Raw genomic sequence first — 21711 nt, forward strand, 5'->3', positions numbered from 1 at the left:
TCAGCGCCTCCATCGTTGTGCCGATGTTCGCCAGGCTGTCGGCGGCAGCCCTCACTATCTCCGGCTGCGTCGTCACGACTGACACGCACACTCCTCTCCCCCGAAACAGTTAATCTTCTCCGCGCAGTCCCGCACAAATTCGGCAAACGAGCCCCGGAGCGGCGTTCCGCGGCCGCACCTATTGTTGAGTGCGTGACTGACGGCTTGACCGAGGGACAAGAAGGCACGACGACGTGGGTCGTCGAGGAACCGGCCGAAGCCCGACCCGAATCCGAGGCCCATCCCGAGCCCGAGGCGCAACCCGAACCTGAACCTGACGTCGATGCCGGGCCGCGGGTGCTGTTGCTGGGTTCCGACGAGTCCGGCCGGGAGTTGGCGGTGGCACTGCAGCGGCTTGGCGCCGAGGTGATCACCGCGGAAGCCGTTGTGTTGACCGACGCTGAAGAACTGAAGGCCGTGGTGGCGGCGCTGCAGCCGGACTTCGTGGTCACGTTGCCCGGAGCCTTCGACGCTCCGGCGGCCGTCGCGGTGCTCGACGATCTCGAGGCCGGGGACACCGAACTGGTGCCCGGGGCCCGCGCCGTGCGGTTGACGGCCGACCGGGAGGGCCTGCGGCGGCTGGCCGCCGACGAATTGGGTCTGCCGACCGCGCCGTTCTGGTTCGTCGACTCGCTTGCCGAACTCGAGGCGGTCGCCGCCCATGCCGGCTATCCGCTGCTGGTCAAGGGTGTCGACGGGTCAGGCCGGTCGGTCGTCCGGGGCGCGGACGAAGTCGCGGGTGCCTGGGAATTGGCCGGCGCGGGTGGTCGGGTCTGGGCCGAGACCGTGGTGGACGTCGAGTTTTTGGTCACGCTGATCGTGGTGCGTACCGAGGGCCCGTTGGGGCCGGTCATCGAGTTCTGCGCGCCCATCGGTCACCACGCCGACGACTCCGGCGCGCTGGAGTCCTGGCAGCCGCAGCACCTGACCACCGCCGCCGTGGACGCGGCGAAGTCGATCGCCGCACGCATCGTCAAATCGCTGGGCGGGCGTGGCGTCTTCAGCGTCGGATTGATGATCAACGGGGACGAGGTGTACTTCGCTGAGGTGACCGCGGGTCCCACGGACAGCGCCTGGGTGACCCTGCGTAGCCAGCGACTTTCGGTTTTCGAGCTGCAAGCGCGGGCTGTCCTGGGAGTTGCCGTGGACACCATGATGGTGTCGCCGGGCGCCGCCCGACTGGTCGATCACGGGCCCGCCGCCCCTGGTGCGGCCCCCAGCGGTGACGTGCTCGCCGCCGCGCTTGCGGTGCCCGAAAGCGATCTGCGGGTGTTCGGTTCGACGAGCCCGGAGCGCCCTGCCTCAGGGGCGGACAAGTGGGGTGTTGCACTGGCCACCGCGCCGGAGGTGGGGGCTGCTCGCGACCGCGCCCGGGACGTGGCGGCGCGGCTGAATGTGCGAGACTCACGCGGGTGAGTTACGCAGGAGACATCACGCCCCTCGAGGCGTGGAAATTGCTCAGTGACAATCCTCAGGCTGTGCTGGTGGATGTGCGCACCGACGCCGAGTGGCGCTTCGTAGGGGTTCCCGACCTGTCGGGTCTGGGCCGCGACGTGGTCTACGTCGAGTGGAACAAATCCAACGGACAGCACAACAACAACTTCCTCGCCGAACTGCGGGACAAGGTCCCGTCCACCGGCGAGGGCGAACGTCCCGTCGTGTTCCTGTGTCGCTCCGGCAATCGCTCGATCGGGGCCGCCGAGGTCGCGACCGAGGCCGGGTACACCCCGTCGTACAACGTGCTGGACGGCTTCGAAGGTCAGCTCGACGCGCGCGGTCACCGCGGTGAGACAGGGTGGCGGGCGGTCGGACTTCCCTGGAAACAAGGCTAGTAATCGGGATGAAGGAACTGCCTGACGGCGTGAGCCAGGCGACCATCGGGGTGCGCGGCGGGCTGACGCGCTCCGGGTTCGAAGAGACTTCCGAGGCGATGTTCCTGTCGTCCGGCTACGTCTATCCCTCCGCCGAAGTCGCCGAGCAGTCGTTCACCGGCGAGGTGGAGCACTACGTGTACTCGCGCTACGGCAACCCGACCGTCAACATGTTTCAGGAGCGGCTGCGGCTGATCGAGGGCGCCCCGGCGGCGTTCGCGACGGCCAGTGGCATGGCCGCGGTATTCGTTTCCCTGGGCGCGCTGCTGGGTGCCGGCGACCGCCTGGTCGCGGCGCGCAGCCTGTTCGGATCCTGTTTCGTGGTGTGCAACGAAATCCTGCCGCGCTGGGGGGTGGAGACGGTATTCGTCGACGGCGACGACCTGGCGCAGTGGGAAAAGGCGCTGTCGGTACCGACCCAGGCGGTGTTCTTCGAGACGCCGTCCAATCCGATGCAGTCACTCGTCGACATTGCGGCGGTCACCGAGCTGGCGCACGCCGCAGGCGCAAAAGTGGTGCTGGACAACGTTTTCGCGACGCCCCTGCTGCAGCAGGGTTTCCCGCTCGGGGTCGACGTGGTGGTGTACTCGGGCACCAAGCACATCGACGGTCAGGGTCGGGTGCTCGGTGGCGCCATTCTGGGCGATAAGGAGTACATCGACGGTCCGGTGCAGAAGCTGATGCGCCACACCGGCCCCGCGATGAGCGCGTTCAATTCCTGGGTGATGCTCAAAGGGCTTGAGACGCTTGCCATTCGGGTTGATTACAGCAACGCGTCCGCGCAGCGCATCGCGGAGTTCCTGGAAGGCCACCCCGCGGTGAACTGGGTGCGTTACCCCTTCCTGCCGTCGCACCCGCAGTACGACCTGGCGAAGCGCCAGATGTCCGGTGGCGGAACGGTTGTCACGTTCGAATTGGCCGCCGCCGAGAATGCTTCAAAGCAGCGCGCCTTCGAGGTGCTGAACAAACTACGTCTGATCGACATCAGCAATAATCTGGGCGACACGAAATCGCTTGTCACACATCCGGCTACGACGACGCACCGCGCAATGGGACCGGAAGGCCGCGCCGCCATCGGGCTCGGTGACGGCGTGGTCCGGATCTCGGTCGGCCTGGAAGGCACCGACGATCTGATCGCCGATATCGACCAGGCCTTGAGCTAGCCCTGAGCTAGCCGGCCGCCCGCTGTTCGGCGGCCTCCGCGCGTTCGGCAGCGGCCAGCGTGCCTTCTTCCGCATACTCTTTCACCCAGTTGACCGCCACGCGGGCGTAGATCATCTGACTGGTGATGGCCATCTGGCCGCGGGTGCGGCCCAGGAAGGCCAGGCCCCAGGAGAACGCGGCGGAGATCCGGTTGCGATGGCCCACCAGGTACAACAGGTGCAGGAACAGCCACGCCAACCAGGCGATCAAGCCGGCGAACTCCAGCTTGCCGACCTTCGCGACGGCGCTGTAGTGGGAGATCAGCGCCATGCTGCCCTTGTTGAAATACTGGAACGGCTCGCGCGCGGCCGGGTCGTCCTTGCCCTTGACGACGTTCTTGATGATGCCGGTGGCGTACTTCGCGCCCTGGATCGCGCCTTGGGCCATCCCCGGTACGCCGGGCACTGCCATCAGATCGCCCACGACGAAGACGTTCGGGTGACCCCTGACGGTGAGGTCGGGCTCCACCACAACCCTTCCGGCACGGTCGGTTTCGGTTCCGTCGGCCTGATCGGCGATCATCTTGCCCAGCGAGCTGGCTTGCACCCCGGCGGCCCACACCTTGCAGGCGCATTCGATGCGGCGTTCGGTGCCGTCCTTCTCCTTGACGGTGATGCCCTTGTAGTCGACGGCGGTCACCATCGCGTTCAGTTGGACCTCGACGTCCATCTTCTCCAGCTTGTGCTGCGCCTTGAGACCCAGTTTCTCGCCCATCGGCGGCAATACCGCGCCGGCGGCGTCGAGCAGAATCACCCGGCACTCGCTGGGCGTGATGGTGCGGAACGCGCCGGCCAGGGTGCGTTCGGCGAGCTGGACGATCTCGCCGGCCAGTTCCACGCCGGTGGGTCCGGCGCCGACGACGACGAAGGTCAGCCGGCGTTCGCGCTCCGCGTGGTCGGTGGCGACTTCGGCGGCCTCGAATGCGCCGAGAATGCGGCCGCGCAGTTCCAGCGCGTCGTCGATGGTCTTCATGCCCGGCGCGAAGGTGGCGAAGTGGTCGTTGCCGAAGTAGGACTGCTGGGCGCCGGCGGCCACGATCAAGCTGTCGTAGTGCGTCACCGTCTCCATGTTGATCAGCTTCGACGTGACGGTCTGGGATGCGAGGTCGATCCCGCTGACCTCACCGAGGATCACCCGTACGTTCTTCTGCTTGCGCAGGATCAGCCGGGTGGTCGGCGCGATGTCGCCCTCGGACAGGATGCCGGTCGCCACCTGGTACAGCAGCGGCTGGAAAAGGTGGGTGGTCGTCTTCGAGATGAGGGTGATGTCGACGTTGGCCCGCCTGAGCGACTTCGCCGCATTCAGGCCGCCGAAGCCGCTTCCGATGATGACGACGTGATGGCGCTTTTCGGCAGTCGAGGCTTCGGCGGGTGGGGGCGTCATGGTCCTCCTTCAGTCTGGTCACTCCAGCGCATATACCGTACGACTCAACCAGCCGAAAGTCGCCTGACATCGAGACATCGTCGTAGCGTTTAGCCGGCGCCCCGCGGGTGAACACCCTCGTGGCGTGATCCCCCCAGAGAAAGAAGGAGAATCTTCATGGCACTTGACGATGACGACATCACCACATCTGGTGGCGGAGGCGAAGGAACGGCCGATGGCGGCTCCAACCCCGAAGGTCACGACGGCGGAGCCGACGGAACCGCGAGTGAGGGTTCGGGCGGCGAAGGTACCGCCGACGGCGGCTCGAACCCCGAAGGCCACGACGGAGGAGCCGACGGGACTGCGTGACCGCCGCTAGATGTTAAGACGCTGCATCGCCACCGATGCTGGGTTGTTCGCAACCCAGCATTGGGGCCGCAGTCCACTGCTCAGCCGCGCCGACGCGCTGCCCCGCGACTTCAGCGACCTGCTGTCCCCGGCCGCGGTCGACGAGTTGATCGGGCGGCGCGGTGTACGGACACCGTTCATCCGGATGGCCAAGGCCGGCGACGTGCTGGCCCGGGACTGCTACACCGGCCCGGCCGGCTTCGGCGCCGAGATGCCCGACCAGGTGGACTCGGCAAAGGTGCTGGCCGAGTTCGCTTCCGGCGCGACGATCGTCCTGCAGGGCTTGCATCGCTTGTGGCCGCCCATGATCGACTTCGTCCGATCCATGGTCGACGACCTGGGCCATCCTGTGCAGGCCAACGCCTATGTGACGCCGCCGGGCAGCCGCGGGTTCGACGCCCACTACGACGTCCACGACGTTTTCATCCTGCAGGTGTCGGGAGAGAAGCACTGGACGGTGCACCCGCCCGTCCATGAGCATCCGTTGCCGTCGCAACCGTGGACGCAGCACCGGGAGGCCATCGCCGCACGTGTCGCTGACGAGCCGGTCATCGATACCGTGTTGTCGGCCGGCGATGCGCTGTACCTGCCCCGCGGCTGGGTGCACTCCGCCCGTTCGCAGGAGGCAACGTCGATCCACCTGACCATCGGGGTATCCGCGCTGACGTCGCTGGACGTGGTTAGTGCCGTCATCGACACGCTCGCCGCGGATGCCGAGTTCAGGAAATCGCTGCCGATGGGCATCGACGCCACCAACCGCGACGAGATGGCAGCGACAGCGAGCAAGATCATGTCTCAGGTAGTCGACGCCGTTCGCGATCGGGCCGCCGACCTCGGCGGCGGGGCCGCCGCTCGGTTGTCCGACCGTCATGCCGCGAGCACCAGACCCGTTGCGGTGCAGGTACTTGCCAGCCTGGACGCGGCCGAACGGGCCGGCGAGGTATCGGTTCGGTGGCGCCACGGGCTCGTCGGCGCACCCCGGCTCGACGGTGGCCGAGTCGTACTGCGGCTCCCGGACCGGACCATGACGTTCCCCGAGTCGTGCGCCCCTGCGATCGAAGCGCTTCATCGCGGGCTCGTCGCGGATGCCGACACCCTGCCCGGCCTCGACCACGCCGACTCGACGGTCCTGATCCGCCGGCTGTTGCGCGAGGCAGTTGTGGTGCCGGTCGGGCCAGAGCAGGGATGAACGCGCCGCGGCGAATTCCGTGCAGTGACCAATCGCTGACGCGAAACGACCCGTTGTACGGCACCGCATCGGCCGGACACGCATGGGCGATGCTCGAATTGTCCGGCGGCTGGGGACAATCGGCGTTCCTGGACTCACCGGCGATCATCGATCGGGAACTCGGGCGCGCGATTTGTCGCCGCATCGAGGCGGCGCGCATGCGCGTCACCGCGATACGTCGTCCCGGGCGTCGTCCCGAGACGCCGCGCTGGCGGTGGTTTATTGCTTACTGCGACGAGGGTCAGGAGGCGCTGTACCACGGTGAGGTCGACGGACCCCGCGACTATCTGGACATCGCGCTGGACGGCTCTGACGGTGAGCGGGTTGCCGGCCCGCTGGTCACGGTGTGTGCGCACGGCAAGCACGATCAGTGCTGCGCGGTGCGGGGCCGCTCAGCGGCGGCCGACATCGCGGCGGAGTATCCCGAATTAGTCTGGGAATGCTCACATCTGGGTGGAGACCGTTTTGCGGCGACGATGCTGGTGCTGCCCGAGGGCCTGTGTTACGGACGGGTCGATTCGACCGACTCCGCCGGCCTCGTGCGCCTGTATCTGGACGGGCGGCTGGACCACCGGTACTTGCGCGGACGTACCAGCCTGCCGCACGCGGTCCAGGCCGCACAGCACTTCGCGCGTGACGCATTGGGGGACAATAGGATTGATGCCCTGTCGCCGCTGAGCGTTGAGCATCGGCCGGACGGCATTCACGTGGTGCTCGCGGCCGAGCCGGGACCTGTGGAAGTAGTCATGGTCGAGCAGATGTCCGAGCCGCTGCTGTCCATGTGTCGGGCTTCGGTCCCCGGGCCGGTTCGCACGTATGTGTTGGTGTCGGTGACGTCGTCCTGAGCCGTTGAGGGGAAACGGGCTTCGGCCGTGGCTGCCGGCCCAGTCGCCGCGGCCGTCTCCACAACGAGCGGCCCTGCTTCGGTGCCACCCGGTGTTGGCGCACAACTCCGACTCTTACCGCAACTGCCTTGCGCCCTGCCGACGTCAACCCCATCCACTTGGCGGACGCGCGCATTTCTGACGAGTCAACGTGTCGGCAAGTTGCCTCATGTCAAGATGCGCGCGAAGGTTTGTTGGTTGCCTCACGTGAACGTGCGCGCTTGGTGAGTGGAGTCGGGACGCCGGCTGGGGCTTTGCTGGTGGTCAGGGTGAAGAGTTGGTTGGTCAACGCCTGAATCTGGCGTTGGGTGGCGGCTGGGTTGATCAGTGAGTAGGTCCGCTTGAGCGCCACGATGCGGTCCACGGTCATACTCGGGTGGTCGGTCGCCCGGTGAAACGGGGTGGTGGCCGTGTCGTGTTTTCTGGATACCTTGGCGCCTTTGCGGACTTTGGATACCAATTTCTGCTGGGGGTGGAAGTAGTTGGTCAGCTGTGACTGCATTCGCCAGATCTCGTTGAGTAGCAAGAGTTCTGACGCTGTGTCGTAGCGGTAGTAGCCGACCACGGTGCGGACCACCACCCAGTTCTTCTGCTCGACGTGGCAGCCGTCGTTCTTGTTGCCCGGCCGTGACCGGGTGAAGGTGATTCGCCGGTCTTGGCACCATGCCAAGAGGTCGTCGTTGATGAATTCCGATCCGTTATCGCAGTCCACGCCGAGGATCGGGAACGGCATCGCGGCGGCGATCTGATTGAGGGCGGCCAGGATGTGTTTGGCCGTCCTGTCCGGTAGCGAGCGGCTTTCGGTCCAGCCGGTGGCGATATCGGTGACCGTCAACGTGAACGCATGGCCTCCACCCCGATTGCCGCCGTCATGGAAGACCGTGTCGATCTCGACGAAGCCGGGCACAGCGTCATCCCATTGGGCCCAGGTGCGCACCGGGATCTGACTTCGGATCAGCGACCCCGGCTTGGTGCCCACGCGTCCTTTGATCTTGTATCTGGCCCGTTCATCGGCCAGGCGGCGATCGATGGTGGCCGCCGACATCGATACCAGCAGTGCCGCCGTCTCGTCACTGATGACCAGCTCCCGGAAGTGGCGCAGCACGGCTACCAGCTCGGTGAGCATGGGTGCGAGCCGTTTGCCGGCGGGCATGCCCAGCACCGTCCAGCAGATCGTCAGCGCAGCAATCACATCCTCGCCGTATTTCACGGGCCGCGGACTTCGTGCAGACATGATCCTGGGGGCCAGCGCGGCTTTCAGTGCCTTGCGGGCATGGCTGCGATGCCAGCCCGTGTTGGCGCACAACTCGTCAAGAATCCGGGTCTTACCGCGCTTACCGGCCTGCTGATAACGAGTCGCCGCTGATTGGGTCACCGCCCTGCGCTCTGCCAATGTCAACCCCATCAACCGGGCCTACCGAACTCATTGCTGACCCGACCAGGCAGGCGCGCCGTCCACGCGCGCATTCTCGATGAGGCAACGAATCACCCTTTCGCGCGCATTTCTGACGAGTCAACGCGGTCGGGGGTAGCGGCTATAATCGAAAGTATGTTCGATAGGCTGCCGTTCCTCGCACCCGGGATGTGTCATCTCCCAGGACATCGGTGACAGTTCTGTGTCAGGACATCGGTGACAGTTCGGGCTGTGTTGGTGGTGACATTTCTGCCTCAGGGTTCGGGTGGTGGCTGTTAATGAACCGATCGATCCTCTGGTCCGGCTTGCTATCTCGCAGTGGCCCGATGACGCGCCCCGCGGGGCGGTTTCGACGTTCTGCGCCGAGTACGGCATCTCCCGCAAGTCGTTCTACGAGTTGCGTAAACGCGCCAGGGCCGACGGGCCGGCCGCAGTACTTGAACCCAGGACGAGACGACCTAAGTCGAGCCCATCGAAGTTGAGCGATGCGATCAAGGAGCAGGCTGTGGCCGTGCGTGCCGCACTGGAGGCCTCCGGCCTGGATCACGGGCCGATCAGTGTGCACGAAAAGATGCGCGCGATGGGCCTACAACCGGTGCCTTCCACGGCATCGCTGGCGCGCATCTTCCGTGAGGCTGGCGTGGCTCGTCTGGAGCCGAAGAAGAAGCCCCGCTCGGCATGGCGGCGGTTCGTCTATCCGGCGCCGAATGCGTGCTGGCAACTCGACGCGACCGAGTACGTGCTGAGCGGCGGACGAAAGTGCGTAATCTTCCAGCTCATCGACGACCACTCCCGCTACGCGGTCGCTTCCCACGTCGCATTCAGCGAGACCGCCACGGACGCGATCGCAGTGGTGGACAAGGCCATCGCCGCCCACGGAGTGCCCCAACGACTGCTGTCGGACAACGGGCTCGCGCTTAACCCCTCGCGGCGTGGATACCTGGGCCAGCTCGTAGAACACCTCGCAAGCCTGGGCGTGGCGGCGATGACCGGCAAGCCCTACAAACCGACCACCCAGGGCAAGAACGAACGCTTCCATCAGACCTTGTTCCGCTACTTGGACAAGCAGCCTCTCGCGCGCACGCTGGCCGAGTTGCAGACCCAAATCGACGCCTTCGACGACATCTACAACAACGAGCGCCCCCACCAAGGGCTGCCTGGCCGCATCACACCCCGCGCGGCCTGGGAGGCCACCGAGAAGGCGCAGGCTCCCCGCCCCAAACCCGACCAGCCCTTCTTCGTCCAAGCTGCACTTAAGCGGCACCGGCCTGCACCCGCACCCAAAGACCTGCCCGCCGGCACCAGCGTCAGGACACTGACCACCGCCGGAACATTCATGCTCGCGGGGGTCCAGTACAAGGTCGATGGACGACGCGGCTTTGACCAGGTCCTGGTCGTCACCAACGGCGACAAGATCATCGTCGCCGACCTGGACGGCGAAGTCCTCATCGAGCACACAAGACCCGCACCCGGGGTGACTTACGTCGGCAACGGACGACCCCGCGGCCCACACCCCAAAAACGACGACAAAACGTCACCGAAGTCCTGACACACCAACTGGCACCGATGTCCTGACACAGAACTGTCACCGATGTCCTGAGACATCACACTCGCACCCGGGATGGAAGGGTATGACGGCTACCTGGAGGTGGTGGCCCACCGCAGGGCACTTCTAGAAAAGACCGAGGAATCGGCCGGTTGGATGACGCGGATCGGTGCGGCGGCGCGGGTGGTCAATCAGGCCCAGGCCGCGGAGTTGGTGGCGATCGGGCAGTTGTTCTCCCACCGCTCGGTGGCGGGCTCTGAGACGGGGCAGTGGGCGATCGACACGTTCAAAGCGGTGGCCGGGGAGGTCGCCGCGGGGCTGAAGATCAGCCAGGGCCGCGCAGAGACCAAGCTGCATTATGCCCGGGCGATGCGCGAGCGCCTACCGCAGGTCGCGGCGGTGTTCTGTGCCGGGGACATTGACCTGGAGGCGTTCGCGACGATCGTGTTCCGCACCGAGCTGATCGAGGACCCCCAGGTGCTGGCGGCGGTGGATGAGCGGGTCGCCGCGCGGGTGACACGGTGGCCGTCGCTGAGCCGGGGGCGGTTGTCGCAGAAGATCGACCAGATCGTCGCCGACGCCGACGCCGATGCCGTCCGGCGGCGCACAGAGGCCCAGGCTGATCGGGAGGTGTGGATCAGCCAGGAGCTCAACGGGTTGTGCCAGGTGGAGGGACGCCTGCGCAGCACCGATGCCAAAGCCCTCGATGCGCGGATCTCGGCGTTGGCGGCCACGGTGTGCCCGAACGATCCGCGCACGGTGGCTCAGCGCCGCGCTGATGCCATGGGGGCGCTGGCCGCCGATGCCACCCGGCTGGGCTGTGAATGCGGCCGCGCCGATTGCACCGCCGCCGGGCGTAAGCCCGCCTCGCCGGTGGTGATCCATGTGGTCGCCGAACAGGCCACCCTCAATGGCCACAGCGACCAGCCGGGGTGCCTGTTGGGTGGCGAGGACCTGATCACCCCCGAACTGTTGGCCGAGTTGGCCCTGTCCGCCAAGCAGGTGCCGTTGATCCATCCCGGCTACGCCGCCCCCGAACCGCACTACCACCCCTCACCAGCGCTCGCCGATTTCGTGCGGGCCCGGGACCTGACCTGCCGCTGGCCGGGCTGTGATGTGCCGGCCACGCACTGCGATGTCGACCACACCATCCCCTACGCCTCCGGTGGGCCCACCCATGCGGGCAACCTCAAGTGCTACTGCCGTACGCATCATTTGATGAAAACGTTTTGGGGCTGGACCGAGAAACAACTCGCCGACGGCACCTTGATCCTGACCTCCCCGGGTGGGGACACCCACGTCACCACCCCCGGCTCCGCGTTGCTGTTTCCCAGCCTGTGCCATGCGGTGGGTGGGATGCCCGCCCCCGAAGCCCAAACCCCACCGGCGGATTACTGCGCCGAGCGCACCGCGATGATGCCCACCCGCCGGCGCACCCGCACCCAGGCCCGCGCCGCCCGCGTCACCGCCGAACGCCGCGCCAACCACCAAGCCCGCATCACCGCCACCGGCCCACCCGACGACGAACCCCCACCCTTCTAGGTGGGCCAGGAACTCGCATTGCTCCGGAAGTTCGCATTCGGAGGATTGCAGAAGTCCGAGTTCGTCCCGGCCAGCAGGACGAAATAGCCCTCACCCTTGTGGGTGAAACTGTATGGCGGGTAACTCCATCCGCTGTTGCACATCGATGTCGGCGTGCCCATCGTGGCCCGCCGCCAACTGGACTTGGCGCACGCGGTGAGGGCATCGACGTCGGAAACGCCGCTCTTCGGAATCACCAGCATGCCGCCGCCCCACTGTCCGTCAGCGCGACGATAGGCGCGCGCCCCGAAGCCGGCCCCGTTCGTCTGGCAGCCCAGTGCCCGCTGCAGAGGCTGGAAGACGGTGGCGAGGTCGCGGTTGGTGACGGCGGCTGCGGCAGTGATGAATTGGGCCGCATCGGACCCGTCGACCTCCTGCACGTTCGGATCGTGGAAGCTGAACAGCTGCTGCGAGATCGCACTCGCACTACCGCCTCCGCCGATGACGGGTCCGCTGCCGGTTGAGGTCATCGGCGGCAACCCACCGGCGGGGTCGGCCGCTGCCGCCGGCGCCAGAGCCAGCGACAGGACAACGATCGCACCAAGGCGTGCAAGGACTTTCACGGCTATCTCCCGGGTGGCATGGGTGGGGCGTCATTGGGCGCCAACTCGGCGCCGATCTTGCGAAACAGGATGTCCGCCTGATTGGTGTAGTTGCCCTGATCATCGAAGGCTTCAGGCGCATAGGTCACCGCGACGGCTATCGCCACCTTCTGCGACGGCAGGTACGCCTCCACGGCGGCCTCCCCGGAGAACATCGGGTTTTGCAACAGCCACTTTCCGGAGATCACGATCCCGAGACCATAGGTGTATTCGTCACTTTGATCGAAGCACGTCGGGCAACCCGGCTGGGGTCGCGTCTTGCCGCGCAAGTCTGTCGACACCATCTTCTTGTACGACTCGGCGGACAAGAACCTGCCCGACCCGATGCCGGCCGCGGTGGCTTCCATGTCGTAGATGTTGGTGGTCTGGATTGCGCCGTGGGTGATCGTCCAGGACGGGTTCCAGAACGTGGACTCCTCGTAGAACGGCACCCCAGCGGGTATCTTCAGAAACTCCCGGCGCTCCGAGCTGAACGCGTGCAGGGCCGGGTCTGGAATCACGGGGGTATCCGAGTTTGCGGTCTGCGTCAGGCCCAGCGGCGCAAGCACTTTGGACTGCAACAGCGACGGCATGTCGTGGCCGGTCGCCTTCTCCAGCGCCATCCCCAACAGTACGTAGTTGGTGTGCGAGTAATTCCAGTTCGTCCCCGGTTCGTACAGCAGTGGCCGCGAAGAGATCTGGGCCAGAATATCCGCAGTGGTCCACTGCCGGAACGGATTACCGTACAGCGCGTTGTTGAACGCATCATTGCCGATGACGTAGTCGGGGTAGCCCGAAGTCATCTGGGCGAGCTGGGCCAGTGTGACGCGGTCGGCGTGCGGGAAGTCGGGCAACCACTTGGACAACTTGTCTTCCAGGCTGACCTTCTTCTCGTCGACCAGCTTCAGCAGCAACGTCGCCACATACGAAATGGCCACCGCGCCATTGCGAAAGTGCATGTTCGCACCGGCCGGCACACCGGTCATCGACTCGCCGGCGGCCTGCGTCACAACCTCCCGGCCATCGACCGTCACCCGCACGATCGCCGCGCGCAGGTGGGCCTGCCCCATGAAGTCACGGACGATCCGCATCACCGCGTCGGCCTGCGCCGCGGCAACGCTCGGCGGTGCCGGAGGCACCACCCGCTGCACCGCGCAACCGGCCAGCAACACCAGGGCGGCCACGCCGGCGAGGCGCCGCCGCATCACCGGAACGCGGCTATGCCGGTGAATGCCTGGCCGAGGACCAGCTGATGCATTTCCGGGGTGCCTTCGTAGGTCAGTACCGACTCCAGGTTGACCATGTGCCGGATCACCGGGTACTCCAGCGATATCCCGTTGCCGCCCAATATGGTTCGTGCGGTCCGGCAGATCTCGATCGCCTCCCGGGTGTTGTTGAGCTTGCCGAAGCTCACCTGGTCCGGGCGCAGCCCCACGCTGTCCTTGAGGCGGCCCAGATGCAGCGACAGCAACTGTCCCTTGTGCAGTTCGACCGCCATGTCCACCAACTTGGCCTGGGTCAGCTGGAACGCCGCGATCGGGCGACCGAACTGGGTGCGCTGACTCGCGTACTCCAGGGCAGACTGCCAGGCCGAGCGCGCCGCACCCATGGAACCCCAGACAATGCCGTAGCGCGCCTCCGACAGACAGGCCAGCGGCCCTTTGAGACCCGTGGCGCCAGGCAACAACGCCTCGTCTGGCAACCGGACGTCGTCGAGCACCAACTCACTGGTTATCGACGCCCGCAACGACAGCTTGTGGTGAATGGTGTTGGCGGAGAACCCCGGTGTGTCGGTCGGGACGATGAAGCCGCGAACCCCTTCGTCGGTCGCGGCCCACACCACCGCGACGTCGGCGATCGACCCGTTGGTGATCCACATCTTGCGCCCGTTCAGCACCCAGTCCGACCCGTCGCGGCGTGCCCGCGTCTTCATCGCGGCCGGGTCGGACCCGGCATCGGGTTCGGTCAACCCGAAGCATCCGATCAGCTCACCGGCCGCCATCCCCGGCAACCACCGCTGCTTCTGTTCTTCCGAGCCGTTGTTCCAGATCGCGAACATCGCCAGCGACCCCTGCACCGACACCAGCGACCGGATGCCGGAGTCGGCGGCCTCCAACTCCAGACAGGCCAGGCCGTAATGGACCGCGGACGCGCCGCCGCACCCGTAGCCCTGCAGATGCATGCCCAGCAGACCCAGTTCGCCGAACTGCTTGGCCAATTCGCGTGCCACCGGCAGGTCGCCGTCCTCGAACCACTGGCTGACGTGCGGAAGCACCTGCTCGGCGCAGAACGCGCGCACCGTGTCACGCACGGCGATCTCGTCGCTGGACAGCGACGCGTCCAGCCCGAGCGGGTCGAAGGGGTCGAATGACGGTGCAGTCTGGTCGGTGCTCATGGGTCAATCCTGCCCCCGCCCGGTAGTCTCGCTGCATGCAACGCGGCGGGGGCTGGCGTGGCTCGGGATGGACGTGGTGGCCGTGCTGGTTTTCTGTGCCCTCGGGCGGCGCAGCCACGACGAAGGCATCAATGTCAGCGGGTTGGCGACCACCGCCTGGCCGTTCCTGAGCGGGACGGCTCTGGGCTGGCTACTGTCCCGCGGATGGCGGCGGCCGACGGCCGTGGCGCCCACCGGAGTGATCGTCTGGATATCGACCGTGGTGGTCGGCATGCTGCTGCGTAAAGCCAGTTCAGCCAGTGTGGCGGGGGCGTTCGTGGTGGTGGCCTCGACGGTGACCGCCGTATTCCTGCTCGGCTGGCGGGCCGCCATCACAGCCCTCTCAGCACGCGCGGGCCGGCACGGTTCGGACGGCTGACGGCCCGATCAGTGGTACGCACCGACGGCGACACCTGGGACCCGGCCACCGGTGTCGGCATGACGGCGACGTTCGGTGCGGTGGCCAGGGCGGTGGGGACCAACAAGGGTTTGATCAACGATCCGTTCGCCGAGCCTCTGGTGCGCGCCGCGGGGGTGGAGTACTTCATCCGGGTGATCGAGGACGAGCAGTATGCGGCCGACGGCGGCGGTGACCCCGTCATGTACGGGATGCTCAACATTCTTGCCGTGCACGGCCGGTTCCTGGACGAGTACCTGACCAGAGCCGCGCGAGCGGGCATCCGCCAAGCGGTCAATCTCGGCTGTGGGCTGGACACCAGGGCCTACCGATTGTGGTGGCCGCCTGGAACCACGGTGTACGAGTGCGACCAGCCGGGGGTGATGGATTTCAAGGCGCAGGTGCTGCGCGGCCTCGGGGGGAAGCTGACCACCCATCGCTGCGCCGTGGGAGTCGACCTTCGTGACGACTGGCTGACGGCGCTGCGGCGGGTCGGATTCGATCCAGCGCAACCGACGGTCTGGATAGCCGAGAACCTGTTGATCGGTTACCTGCCGCCGGATGCGCAGGATCGGCTGCTGCATCAGCTCAGCGCATCCAGCGCGGCCGGCAGCCGGTTTGCCGCCGACCACATGCCGTGGACCGAGGCGCAGCTCCAGGAGGGCCGGGCCTTCATCGATGGCTGGCGCCAGGAGGGCCTGGACATCGATCTGGCCAAGTTGACCTACTCCGCCGAATTCGGTTCGCTCCCTGAGAATCTCGAGGCTCACGGCTGGCGGACCAATGACAGGACGCTGGTCGAGTTGCTGTCCACCGTCGGTCTCGCGGGCCGCCGGCGGGTCAGCCGGCACGACTTGGCGATCACGCCCCGCTACGTGACGGCGATGATGGGTGACCGGTGACGGGGCAGCTGCGCTTCGTGCCGGCCGCCCTGGACGACCCGCTGGCCCAACCGCTGCTGACCGAACTGGCCGACGAGTACGCGCAACGCTACGACGCGGACCCGCAACGGATCGCCGAGTGGCTCGTCGACGGCCCGGCGGGTGAGTTCGCGCCTCCGGACGGCGGGATGCTGATCGGCGTGCTGGACGGCCAGCCGGTGACCGGCGGCGCGTTCTGCCGGTTCGACGCCGAGACCGCCGAACTCAAACGCGTCTGGACACACCACGACCACCGCCGCCGCGGCTATGCCAGGTCACTACTGGCCGCCTTGGAATCGGAGATCGCCCGCCGCGGTTACACCAGGGTGTACCTCATCACCGGTGACCGTCAGCCTGAGGCCGAAGAGCTTTACGAAGCGACCGGATACACCCGGCTGTCCGAACCTCTGCCGTCACAGGGGCCGGTGTTCCCGATCGCTTTCCTGAAGGCGCTCGCATGAATCTCGGGGTCGCACTGGACGGCTACGGCTGGCACACGCAGGCCTGGGCGCTGGCGCAGGAAAACCGCTCTGTACTCAGCGGAAAGTACTGGGCCGAGCTCGCGATGACGGCCGAGCGCGGCCTACTGGACTTCCTGACCATCGACGACTCGCTCATGCCGCAGCCCGGACGCCGCGAGCGCATCGATCCGCACCGCCTGGCCGGACGCGGCGACGCCGTGCTGGCTGCCGCTCGCGTCGCCCCGGCCACCCGGCATATCGGCCTGATCCCGGTGGCCACCGTCACCCACACCGAGCCGTTCCATATCTCCAAAGCCATTGCCACCCTTGACTATGTCTCGCACGGCCGGGCCGGCTGGCAGCCTCGGGTCAGCGTCACCACGCACGAGGCGGCGCTGTTCGGCAGGCGGACCGTGCGACCCGAGGATTTGTTTCCCGAAGCCCGCGACTATGTCGAGGTGGTGCGCAGGTTGTGGGACAGCTGGGAGGACGACGCGGTCATCCGTGATGTCGCCACCGGCCGCTACATCGACCGGAACAAGCTGCATTACATCGATTTCACCGGACCGTTCTTCTCCGTCAAAGGGCCGTCGATCACACCCCGGCCGCCGCAGGGTCAGCCGGTGATCGCGGTGCTGGCCCACGCCACACCGGTGTACGAGTTCGCGGCCGAGACCGCCGACGTCGTCTTCGTCACGCCTTCAGATACGTCCCTGGACACCCTGCTGAACGAGGTACGCGGGATCGGTGAACATCTGAAAGTCTTTGCTGACATTGTGGTTTCGTTCCACGGGGAAACCGACTTCCGGTCCGACACGTTGGTTTGGGGCGGTAGCCCGGACGAACTTGCAGACCTGCTGCTGGCGTGGCAACGCGCGGGCGCCGACGGTGTTCGGCTGCGTCCCGCGGTGCACGCCACCGACCTCCCGGTGATCGTCGACGCGGTGGTGCCACTGTTGCAGCGCGCCGGCGAGTTCCGCTCCGAGTACCGCGACGGCGAAACGCTGCGCGAGCGACTCGGCCTGCCGGTCGCGGTCAACCGGTACACGGCGGTGCAGCGATGATTCCGTTGTCGATCCTGGACCTGGCGCCGATCAGTGCCGGCGGCACCGCGACCACCGCGCTGCACAACACCATCGACCTGGCGCAGCACGCCGAACGCTGGGGCTACCGCCGCTACTGGATCGCCGAACATCACTTCGTCGGCGTCGCCAGCTCGTCGCCAGCCGTGCTTATCGGTCAGATCGCGGCCGCTACCAACACGATTCGCGTCGGTGCGGCAGCGGTCCAACTGGGGTACACGACGGCGGTCGCAGTCGTTGAGAACTTCGGCATGCTCGATGCGTTCTACCCCGGGCGCATCGACCTTGGTATCGGCCGGTCCGGGCAGCGGCGCTCCGAGGAGGGCAAACCGAAGAAGCCGCGCCCGCCCCGGCCGCCACGCGTATGGCACGAGGTCGACGGCGTGGTGGTTCCGACACCGTTCGACCTACGAGGGATGCTCGATCTGGAACGGCTGGCGGCCACCATGGAGATCCTGCAGCAACCGGAGGCCGTGTCGCCCGACTTCGCCGAGCAGGTAAACGACATCCTCGCCCTGCTGGACGGCAGCTATCACGCCGGCGGTTTCGACGTGCACGCGGTGCCCGGCGAGGGAAGTGGTTTGCGGCCGTGGATCTTTGGCAGCACCCGAGGCCAGAGTGCGCGGGTGGCCGGGACGTTGGGATTGCCGTTCGTCGCCAGCTATCACATCACGCCGGCCACCGCACTGGAGGCCATCGAGGCCTACCGCGACACGTTCGTGCCGTCCGCTGCCCTCAAGGAGCCGTACGTGGTGGTGTCGGCGGACATCGTGGTCGCCGACGACACCGAGACCGCGCAGCGGTTGGCCGCCGGCTACGGTCACTGGGTCTACTCGATCCGGACCGGCGTGGGCGCCATGCCCTATCCGGCGCCGGGCGAGTGCGGGCCGCTCACCGACGAACAGTACGAGCTGGTGAAGGACCGGCTCGCAACACAATTCGTCGGCAACCCGGACGAGGTCGCGGAACGATTGCGAGCGCTCCAGCGGGTGAGCGGAGCCGACGAACTGGTCGTCACGTCCGTCACCCACAGTCACTCCGACCGGTTGCGCTCGCACGAGTTGATCGCGCAGAATTGGGGCCTGACCCCATGAGCCGCAAGCCCGTTCATCTCGCGGTGCACTTTCCGGGCGTCAACAACACCACGGTGTGGACCGACCCGACCGCCGGCAGCCAGATCGAGTTCGAGTCGTTCGTTCATCTGGCGCGGACCGCCGAACGCGGATTGTTCGACTTCTTCTTCCTGGCCGAAGGATTGCGCCTGCGTGAGCACCGTGGCCACATTCACGACCTGGACGTGGTGGGCCGGCCGGATACCTTCACCGTGCTGGCGGCACTGGCCGGCGCCACCGACCGCATCGGCCTGACCGGCACCATCAACACCACCTTCAACGAACCCTTCGAAGTGGCAAGACAATTCGCGACGCTCGATCACCTTTCGGACGGTCGCGCCGGCTGGAACATCGTCACATCGTCGGATGCGTTCACCGGCGCCAACTTCCGCAGGGGCGGCTTTCTCGCCCATGCCGACCGCTACCGGCGCGCCGAGGAGTTCGTCACCGTGGCGCGGGAATTCTGGGACAGCTGGGCGCCGGATGCGGTGGTCCTCAAGGACGGCGTCTACGTTGATCCCGCGGGGATCCGCCGCGTCCAGTACACCGGTTCGCACTTCGACGTGACGGGCTTTGCGACGCTGCCGGCCGGCCCACAGGGCCATCCGATCTTGTTGCAGGCGGGCGATTCCGACGAGGGCCGGTCTTTCGGCGCCCGATATGCCGATGCGCTGTTCACCCTGCACGGTTCGCTCGAGGACGGCCAGCGCTATTACGCCGACGTCAAGGGCCGGGCGCAGTCCTATGGCCGGGATCCCAATCAGCTCAAGGTTTTTCCGGCGGCCACCTTCGTCATCGGGGACACCCCCGACGAAGCTGAGGACAAGGCGCGCCACGTCCGCCGCCAGCAGGTCAGCGGCGCCACCGCCATCGGAATGCTGGAACAGGTTTGGGGGCTTGAGCTTTCCGACTACGACCCGGACGGTCCGCTGCCCGAGATCGAACCGGTCGTCGACAGCGATATCACGCAGGGGCGGGTGCGTCATGGTGATCCGGTTGCGCTGGCACGGCGTTGGCGGGAGCGGGCTCAGGCGGAGAACCTGTCGATCCGCGATTTGGTGATCGAGGTGACCAGCCGGGAGCAGTTCGTCGGCACCGCCGCTCACATCGCCGACGAGATCGACCGCTACGTGCAGGCCGACGCGTGTGACGGGTTCATCCTGGTGCCGCACCTGACACCGCACGGTCTCGACGAGTTCGTCGACCGGGTGGTCCCGCTGCTGCAGGAGCGTGGTGCTTTTCGGTCCGAGTACCCGGGTGAGACGTTGCGGGAGAACCTCGGCTTAGCCTCCTGAGCGCGGCACGTACCTGATCACCGCGACATGACCGTCACAAAGCCCCCGCCTTGCGCAGAGCCGCGTCGGTGGCTTCGCGGATCGGGCCGCGCCACAGCGGGCCGTGCCCGGGGGCGAGGATCTCGGTTTCCACCTCAGCCAGGACCGACAGGGTCCGGATGCAGTCCTGCTGGCTGTAGCTGAAAATGGCTGGCAACAGCTGGGGCCCGTCATGGCGGATCAGCGGATGGCCGGTGATCAGCGCGTCGCCACTGGCCAGGACCCCGTCGACCAGATACGAGCAGTGGCCGTTGGTGTGGCCGGGGCTGAACACCGGCTGCGGCCGGCCGGGCAGCCCGGCAGCGACGTCCGGGGTCAGCGGCCGGGCGGTCGGGATCCCATCGCGGATCAGGCCGCCGCTGCGCACCACGTGCACGGTCCACACCGCCCAGCGCGGGCGCCAGAGGCGCAGTGCCAGATCGTGAATCGCCACTTGTTCCAGATATTCACGCTTGGCGTGGCCCACCTCGTCGGCGTGGCAGTACACCGGCGTGCCGTGCTCGGCGGCGAACCAGATCGCGGTGCCCAGATGGTCGATATGGGCATGGGTGAGCAGGATCGCGCGCACGTCGCCGGGGCCGTATCCCAGTTTGCGCAGCGAGCCCAGCACCTCTTCGCGGTCGCCGGGATAGCCGGCATCGATCAGCATGACGCCGGTGTCGTCGGTGACCAGGGTCCAATTGACCGCGGGGCCCTGGGCGAGGTGAACCGTGTCGGTGATCTGAATAAGTTGCGTCTGGCCGGACATGCGGGAAAGTCTAGGAGCGATCGCAAGCGCGGCGAAGCCGGGCGAAGCGGGTCGCGACCGTGAGGCCGGGAGCCGCTAGGAGTAGAAAAGACTAGTGGCTGAACTGAAGCTTGGATACAAAGCGTCCGCTGAACAATTCGCACCGCGTGAACTCGTCGAACTGGCCGTCCTCGCCGAAGGACACGGCATGGACAGCGCCACCGTGAGCGACCACTTCCAGCCCTGGCGGCACAAGGGCGGGCACGCCCCGTTCTCGCTGGCCTGGATGACCGCCGTGGGGGAGCGCACCGAACGGTTGCAATTGGGTACCTCAGTGCTCACCCCGACCTTCCGGTACAACCCCGCCGTCATCGCCCAGGCCTTCGCCACCATGTCCTGCCTGTACCCGGGCCGAATCTTCCTGGGCGTCGGCACCGGCGAGGCACTGAACGAGATCGCCACCGGATACGAAGGCGACTGGCCGGACTTCAAAGAACGCTTCGCCCGGCTGCGCGAGTCGGTGCGGCTGATGCGCGAACTGTGGCGCGGTGACCGCGTCGACTTCGACGGCGAGTACTACCGCACCAAGGGCGCCTCGATCTACGACGTCCCCGAGGGCGGTGTGCCGGTCTACATCGCCGCCGGCGGTCCCGCGGTGGCCAAGTACGCCGGCCGCGCCGGTGACGGCTTCATCTGCACCTCCGGCAAGGGCGAGGAGCTGTATACCGAGAAGCTGATCCCGGCCGTCAAAGAAGGCGCCGCCATCAACGAGCGCAACATCGATGACATCGACAAGATGATCGAGATCAAGATCTCCTACGACACCGACCCGGACCTGGCGCTGGAGAACACCCGGTTCTGGGCACCGCTGTCGCTGAGCGCCGAGCAGAAGCACAGCATCGACGACCCGATCGAGATGGAGAAGGCCGCCGACGCCCTGCCGATCGAGCAGATCGCCAAGCGCTGGATCGTCGCGTCCGACCCCGACGAAGCCGTGGAAAAGGTCGGCCAGTACGTGACCTGGGGCCTCAACCACCTGGTGTTCCACGCACCCGGGCACGACCAGCGACGGTTCCTGGAGTTGTTCGAGAAGGACTTGGCGCCGCGACTCCGCAGACTTGGCTGAC

Annotated in this window: 21 protein-coding genes; 15 read left to right on the plus strand and 6 right to left on the minus strand. The window is 66.7% G+C overall.

Features of this window, described 5'->3' with window-relative positions; translation table 11 throughout:
* Window positions 1–192 precede the first annotated feature (192 nt).
* The 3 genes from purT to C0J29_RS03835 are packed head-to-tail and all read left to right on the plus strand — an operon-like array spanning window position 193 to window position 3073.
* Complete coding sequence (purT, locus tag C0J29_RS03825; protein WP_170314543.1) at window positions 193–1455, plus strand: formate-dependent phosphoribosylglycinamide formyltransferase; 1263 nt, start codon at window positions 193–195, stop codon at window positions 1453–1455.
* Complete coding sequence (locus C0J29_RS03830; RefSeq protein ID WP_065045135.1) at window positions 1452–1871, plus strand: rhodanese-like domain-containing protein; 420 nt, start codon at window positions 1452–1454, stop codon at window positions 1869–1871. The genes purT and C0J29_RS03830 overlap by 4 nt, the downstream gene beginning before the upstream one ends.
* An 8-nt stretch (window positions 1872–1879) precedes the next feature.
* Window positions 1880–3073 (plus strand): O-succinylhomoserine sulfhydrylase, encoded by a 1194-nt coding sequence (locus C0J29_RS03835; protein ID WP_120791573.1) that lies wholly within the window; start codon window positions 1880–1882, stop codon window positions 3071–3073.
* Window positions 3074–3080: 7 nt separating this feature from the next.
* On the opposite strand, the gene C0J29_RS03840 is transcribed toward C0J29_RS03835, so the two are convergent.
* On the minus strand, window positions 3081–4496 hold the full coding sequence (locus tag C0J29_RS03840) for an NAD(P)/FAD-dependent oxidoreductase (protein ID WP_120791574.1): 1416 nt from the start codon (window positions 4494–4496) through the stop codon (window positions 3081–3083).
* 156 nt (window positions 4497–4652) lie between these two features.
* On the opposite strand from C0J29_RS03840, the gene C0J29_RS03845 reads away from it, so the two are divergent.
* From C0J29_RS03845 to C0J29_RS03855, 3 genes are read left to right on the plus strand one after another with little or no spacing between them, the layout of a single operon-like run.
* The gene (locus C0J29_RS03845; protein WP_065045132.1) at window positions 4653–4844 is read left to right on the plus strand and encodes a hypothetical protein; all 192 of its coding nucleotides are present in this window, start codon (window positions 4653–4655) and stop codon (window positions 4842–4844) included.
* A 10-nt stretch (window positions 4845–4854) separates the two neighbouring features.
* Window positions 4855–6072, plus strand: a complete 1218-nt coding sequence (locus tag C0J29_RS03850) for a cupin domain-containing protein (RefSeq protein WP_120791575.1) — start codon at window positions 4855–4857, stop codon at window positions 6070–6072.
* Window positions 6069–6956 (plus strand): sucrase ferredoxin, encoded by an 888-nt coding sequence (locus C0J29_RS03855; protein ID WP_120791576.1) that lies wholly within the window; start codon window positions 6069–6071, stop codon window positions 6954–6956. The genes C0J29_RS03850 and C0J29_RS03855 overlap by 4 nt, the downstream gene beginning before the upstream one ends.
* Window positions 6957–7167: 211 nt before the next feature.
* On the opposite strand, the gene C0J29_RS03860 is transcribed toward C0J29_RS03855, so the two are convergent.
* A complete protein-coding gene (locus C0J29_RS03860; protein ID WP_120791577.1) occupies window positions 7168–8400 on the minus strand; it encodes a DDE-type integrase/transposase/recombinase in 1233 nt (410 codons plus the stop codon).
* 274 nt (window positions 8401–8674) lie between these two features.
* Here C0J29_RS03860 and C0J29_RS03870 point away from each other — a divergent pair, with 274 nt between their 5' ends.
* Together C0J29_RS03870 and C0J29_RS03875 are read left to right on the plus strand one after the other, a co-directional pair.
* Window positions 8675–9958, plus strand: a complete 1284-nt coding sequence (locus tag C0J29_RS03870; RefSeq protein ID WP_120791578.1) for a DDE-type integrase/transposase/recombinase — start codon at window positions 8675–8677, stop codon at window positions 9956–9958.
* Window positions 9959–10030: 72 nt separating this feature from the next.
* Entirely contained in the window at window positions 10031–11497 is a 1467-nt protein-coding gene (locus C0J29_RS03875) for an HNH endonuclease signature motif containing protein (protein WP_120791579.1), read from the plus strand.
* On the opposite strand, the gene C0J29_RS03880 is transcribed toward C0J29_RS03875, so the two are convergent.
* The 3 genes from C0J29_RS03880 to C0J29_RS03890 are packed head-to-tail and all read right to left on the minus strand — an operon-like array spanning window position 11494 to window position 14512.
* On the minus strand, window positions 11494–12099 hold the full coding sequence (locus C0J29_RS03880) for a hypothetical protein (protein WP_120791580.1): 606 nt from the start codon (window positions 12097–12099) through the stop codon (window positions 11494–11496). The genes C0J29_RS03875 and C0J29_RS03880 overlap by 4 nt on opposite strands.
* Before the next feature lie 2 nt (window positions 12100–12101).
* Window positions 12102–13322, minus strand: a complete 1221-nt coding sequence (locus C0J29_RS03885) for a serine hydrolase domain-containing protein (protein WP_120791581.1) — start codon at window positions 13320–13322, stop codon at window positions 12102–12104.
* Entirely contained in the window at window positions 13322–14512 is a 1191-nt protein-coding gene (locus tag C0J29_RS03890; RefSeq protein ID WP_065163405.1) for an acyl-CoA dehydrogenase, read from the minus strand. Before C0J29_RS03890 ends, C0J29_RS03885 begins: the two co-directional genes overlap by 1 nt.
* A 67-nt stretch (window positions 14513–14579) precedes the next feature.
* Here C0J29_RS03890 and C0J29_RS03895 point away from each other — a divergent pair, with 67 nt between their 5' ends.
* Genes C0J29_RS03895 through C0J29_RS03920 form a run of 6 tightly spaced genes read left to right on the plus strand, consistent with a single transcriptional unit; the run spans window position 14580 to window position 19818 of the window.
* Window positions 14580–14930, plus strand: a complete 351-nt coding sequence (locus tag C0J29_RS03895) for a DUF3054 domain-containing protein (protein WP_162951386.1) — start codon at window positions 14580–14582, stop codon at window positions 14928–14930.
* A gap of 59 nt (window positions 14931–14989) precedes the next feature.
* On the plus strand, window positions 14990–15850 hold the full coding sequence (locus C0J29_RS03900; RefSeq protein WP_065163438.1) for an SAM-dependent methyltransferase: 861 nt from the start codon (window positions 14990–14992) through the stop codon (window positions 15848–15850).
* Entirely contained in the window at window positions 15847–16329 is a 483-nt protein-coding gene (locus C0J29_RS03905; RefSeq protein ID WP_065163406.1) for a GNAT family N-acetyltransferase, read from the plus strand. Before C0J29_RS03900 ends, C0J29_RS03905 begins: the two co-directional genes overlap by 4 nt.
* Window positions 16326–17393, plus strand: coding sequence for an LLM class flavin-dependent oxidoreductase (locus tag C0J29_RS03910; protein ID WP_120791583.1), 1068 nt, complete (start codon window positions 16326–16328; stop codon window positions 17391–17393). The genes C0J29_RS03905 and C0J29_RS03910 overlap by 4 nt, the downstream gene beginning before the upstream one ends.
* Window positions 17390–18505 carry an LLM class flavin-dependent oxidoreductase gene (locus C0J29_RS03915; protein ID WP_120791584.1) on the plus strand — a complete coding sequence of 372 codons (1116 nt, stop codon included), beginning with the start codon at window positions 17390–17392 and terminating at the stop codon, window positions 18503–18505. The genes C0J29_RS03910 and C0J29_RS03915 overlap by 4 nt, the downstream gene beginning before the upstream one ends.
* A complete protein-coding gene (locus tag C0J29_RS03920) occupies window positions 18502–19818 on the plus strand; it encodes an NtaA/DmoA family FMN-dependent monooxygenase (RefSeq protein ID WP_120791585.1) in 1317 nt (438 codons plus the stop codon). The genes C0J29_RS03915 and C0J29_RS03920 overlap by 4 nt, the downstream gene beginning before the upstream one ends.
* A 34-nt stretch (window positions 19819–19852) precedes the next feature.
* On the opposite strand, the gene C0J29_RS03925 is transcribed toward C0J29_RS03920, so the two are convergent.
* Window positions 19853–20605 carry an MBL fold metallo-hydrolase gene (locus tag C0J29_RS03925; RefSeq protein WP_120791586.1) on the minus strand — a complete coding sequence of 251 codons (753 nt, stop codon included), beginning with the start codon at window positions 20603–20605 and terminating at the stop codon, window positions 19853–19855.
* A gap of 94 nt (window positions 20606–20699) precedes the next feature.
* Here C0J29_RS03925 and fgd point away from each other — a divergent pair, with 94 nt between their 5' ends.
* The gene (gene fgd / locus C0J29_RS03930) at window positions 20700–21710 is read left to right on the plus strand and encodes a glucose-6-phosphate dehydrogenase (coenzyme-F420) (protein WP_065042934.1); all 1011 of its coding nucleotides are present in this window, start codon (window positions 20700–20702) and stop codon (window positions 21708–21710) included.
* Window position 21711 lies beyond the last annotated feature (1 nt).

The sequence above is a fragment of the Mycobacterium paragordonae genome (assembly GCF_003614435.1).
Taxonomy (GTDB): Bacteria; Actinomycetota; Actinomycetes; order Mycobacteriales; family Mycobacteriaceae; genus Mycobacterium; species Mycobacterium paragordonae.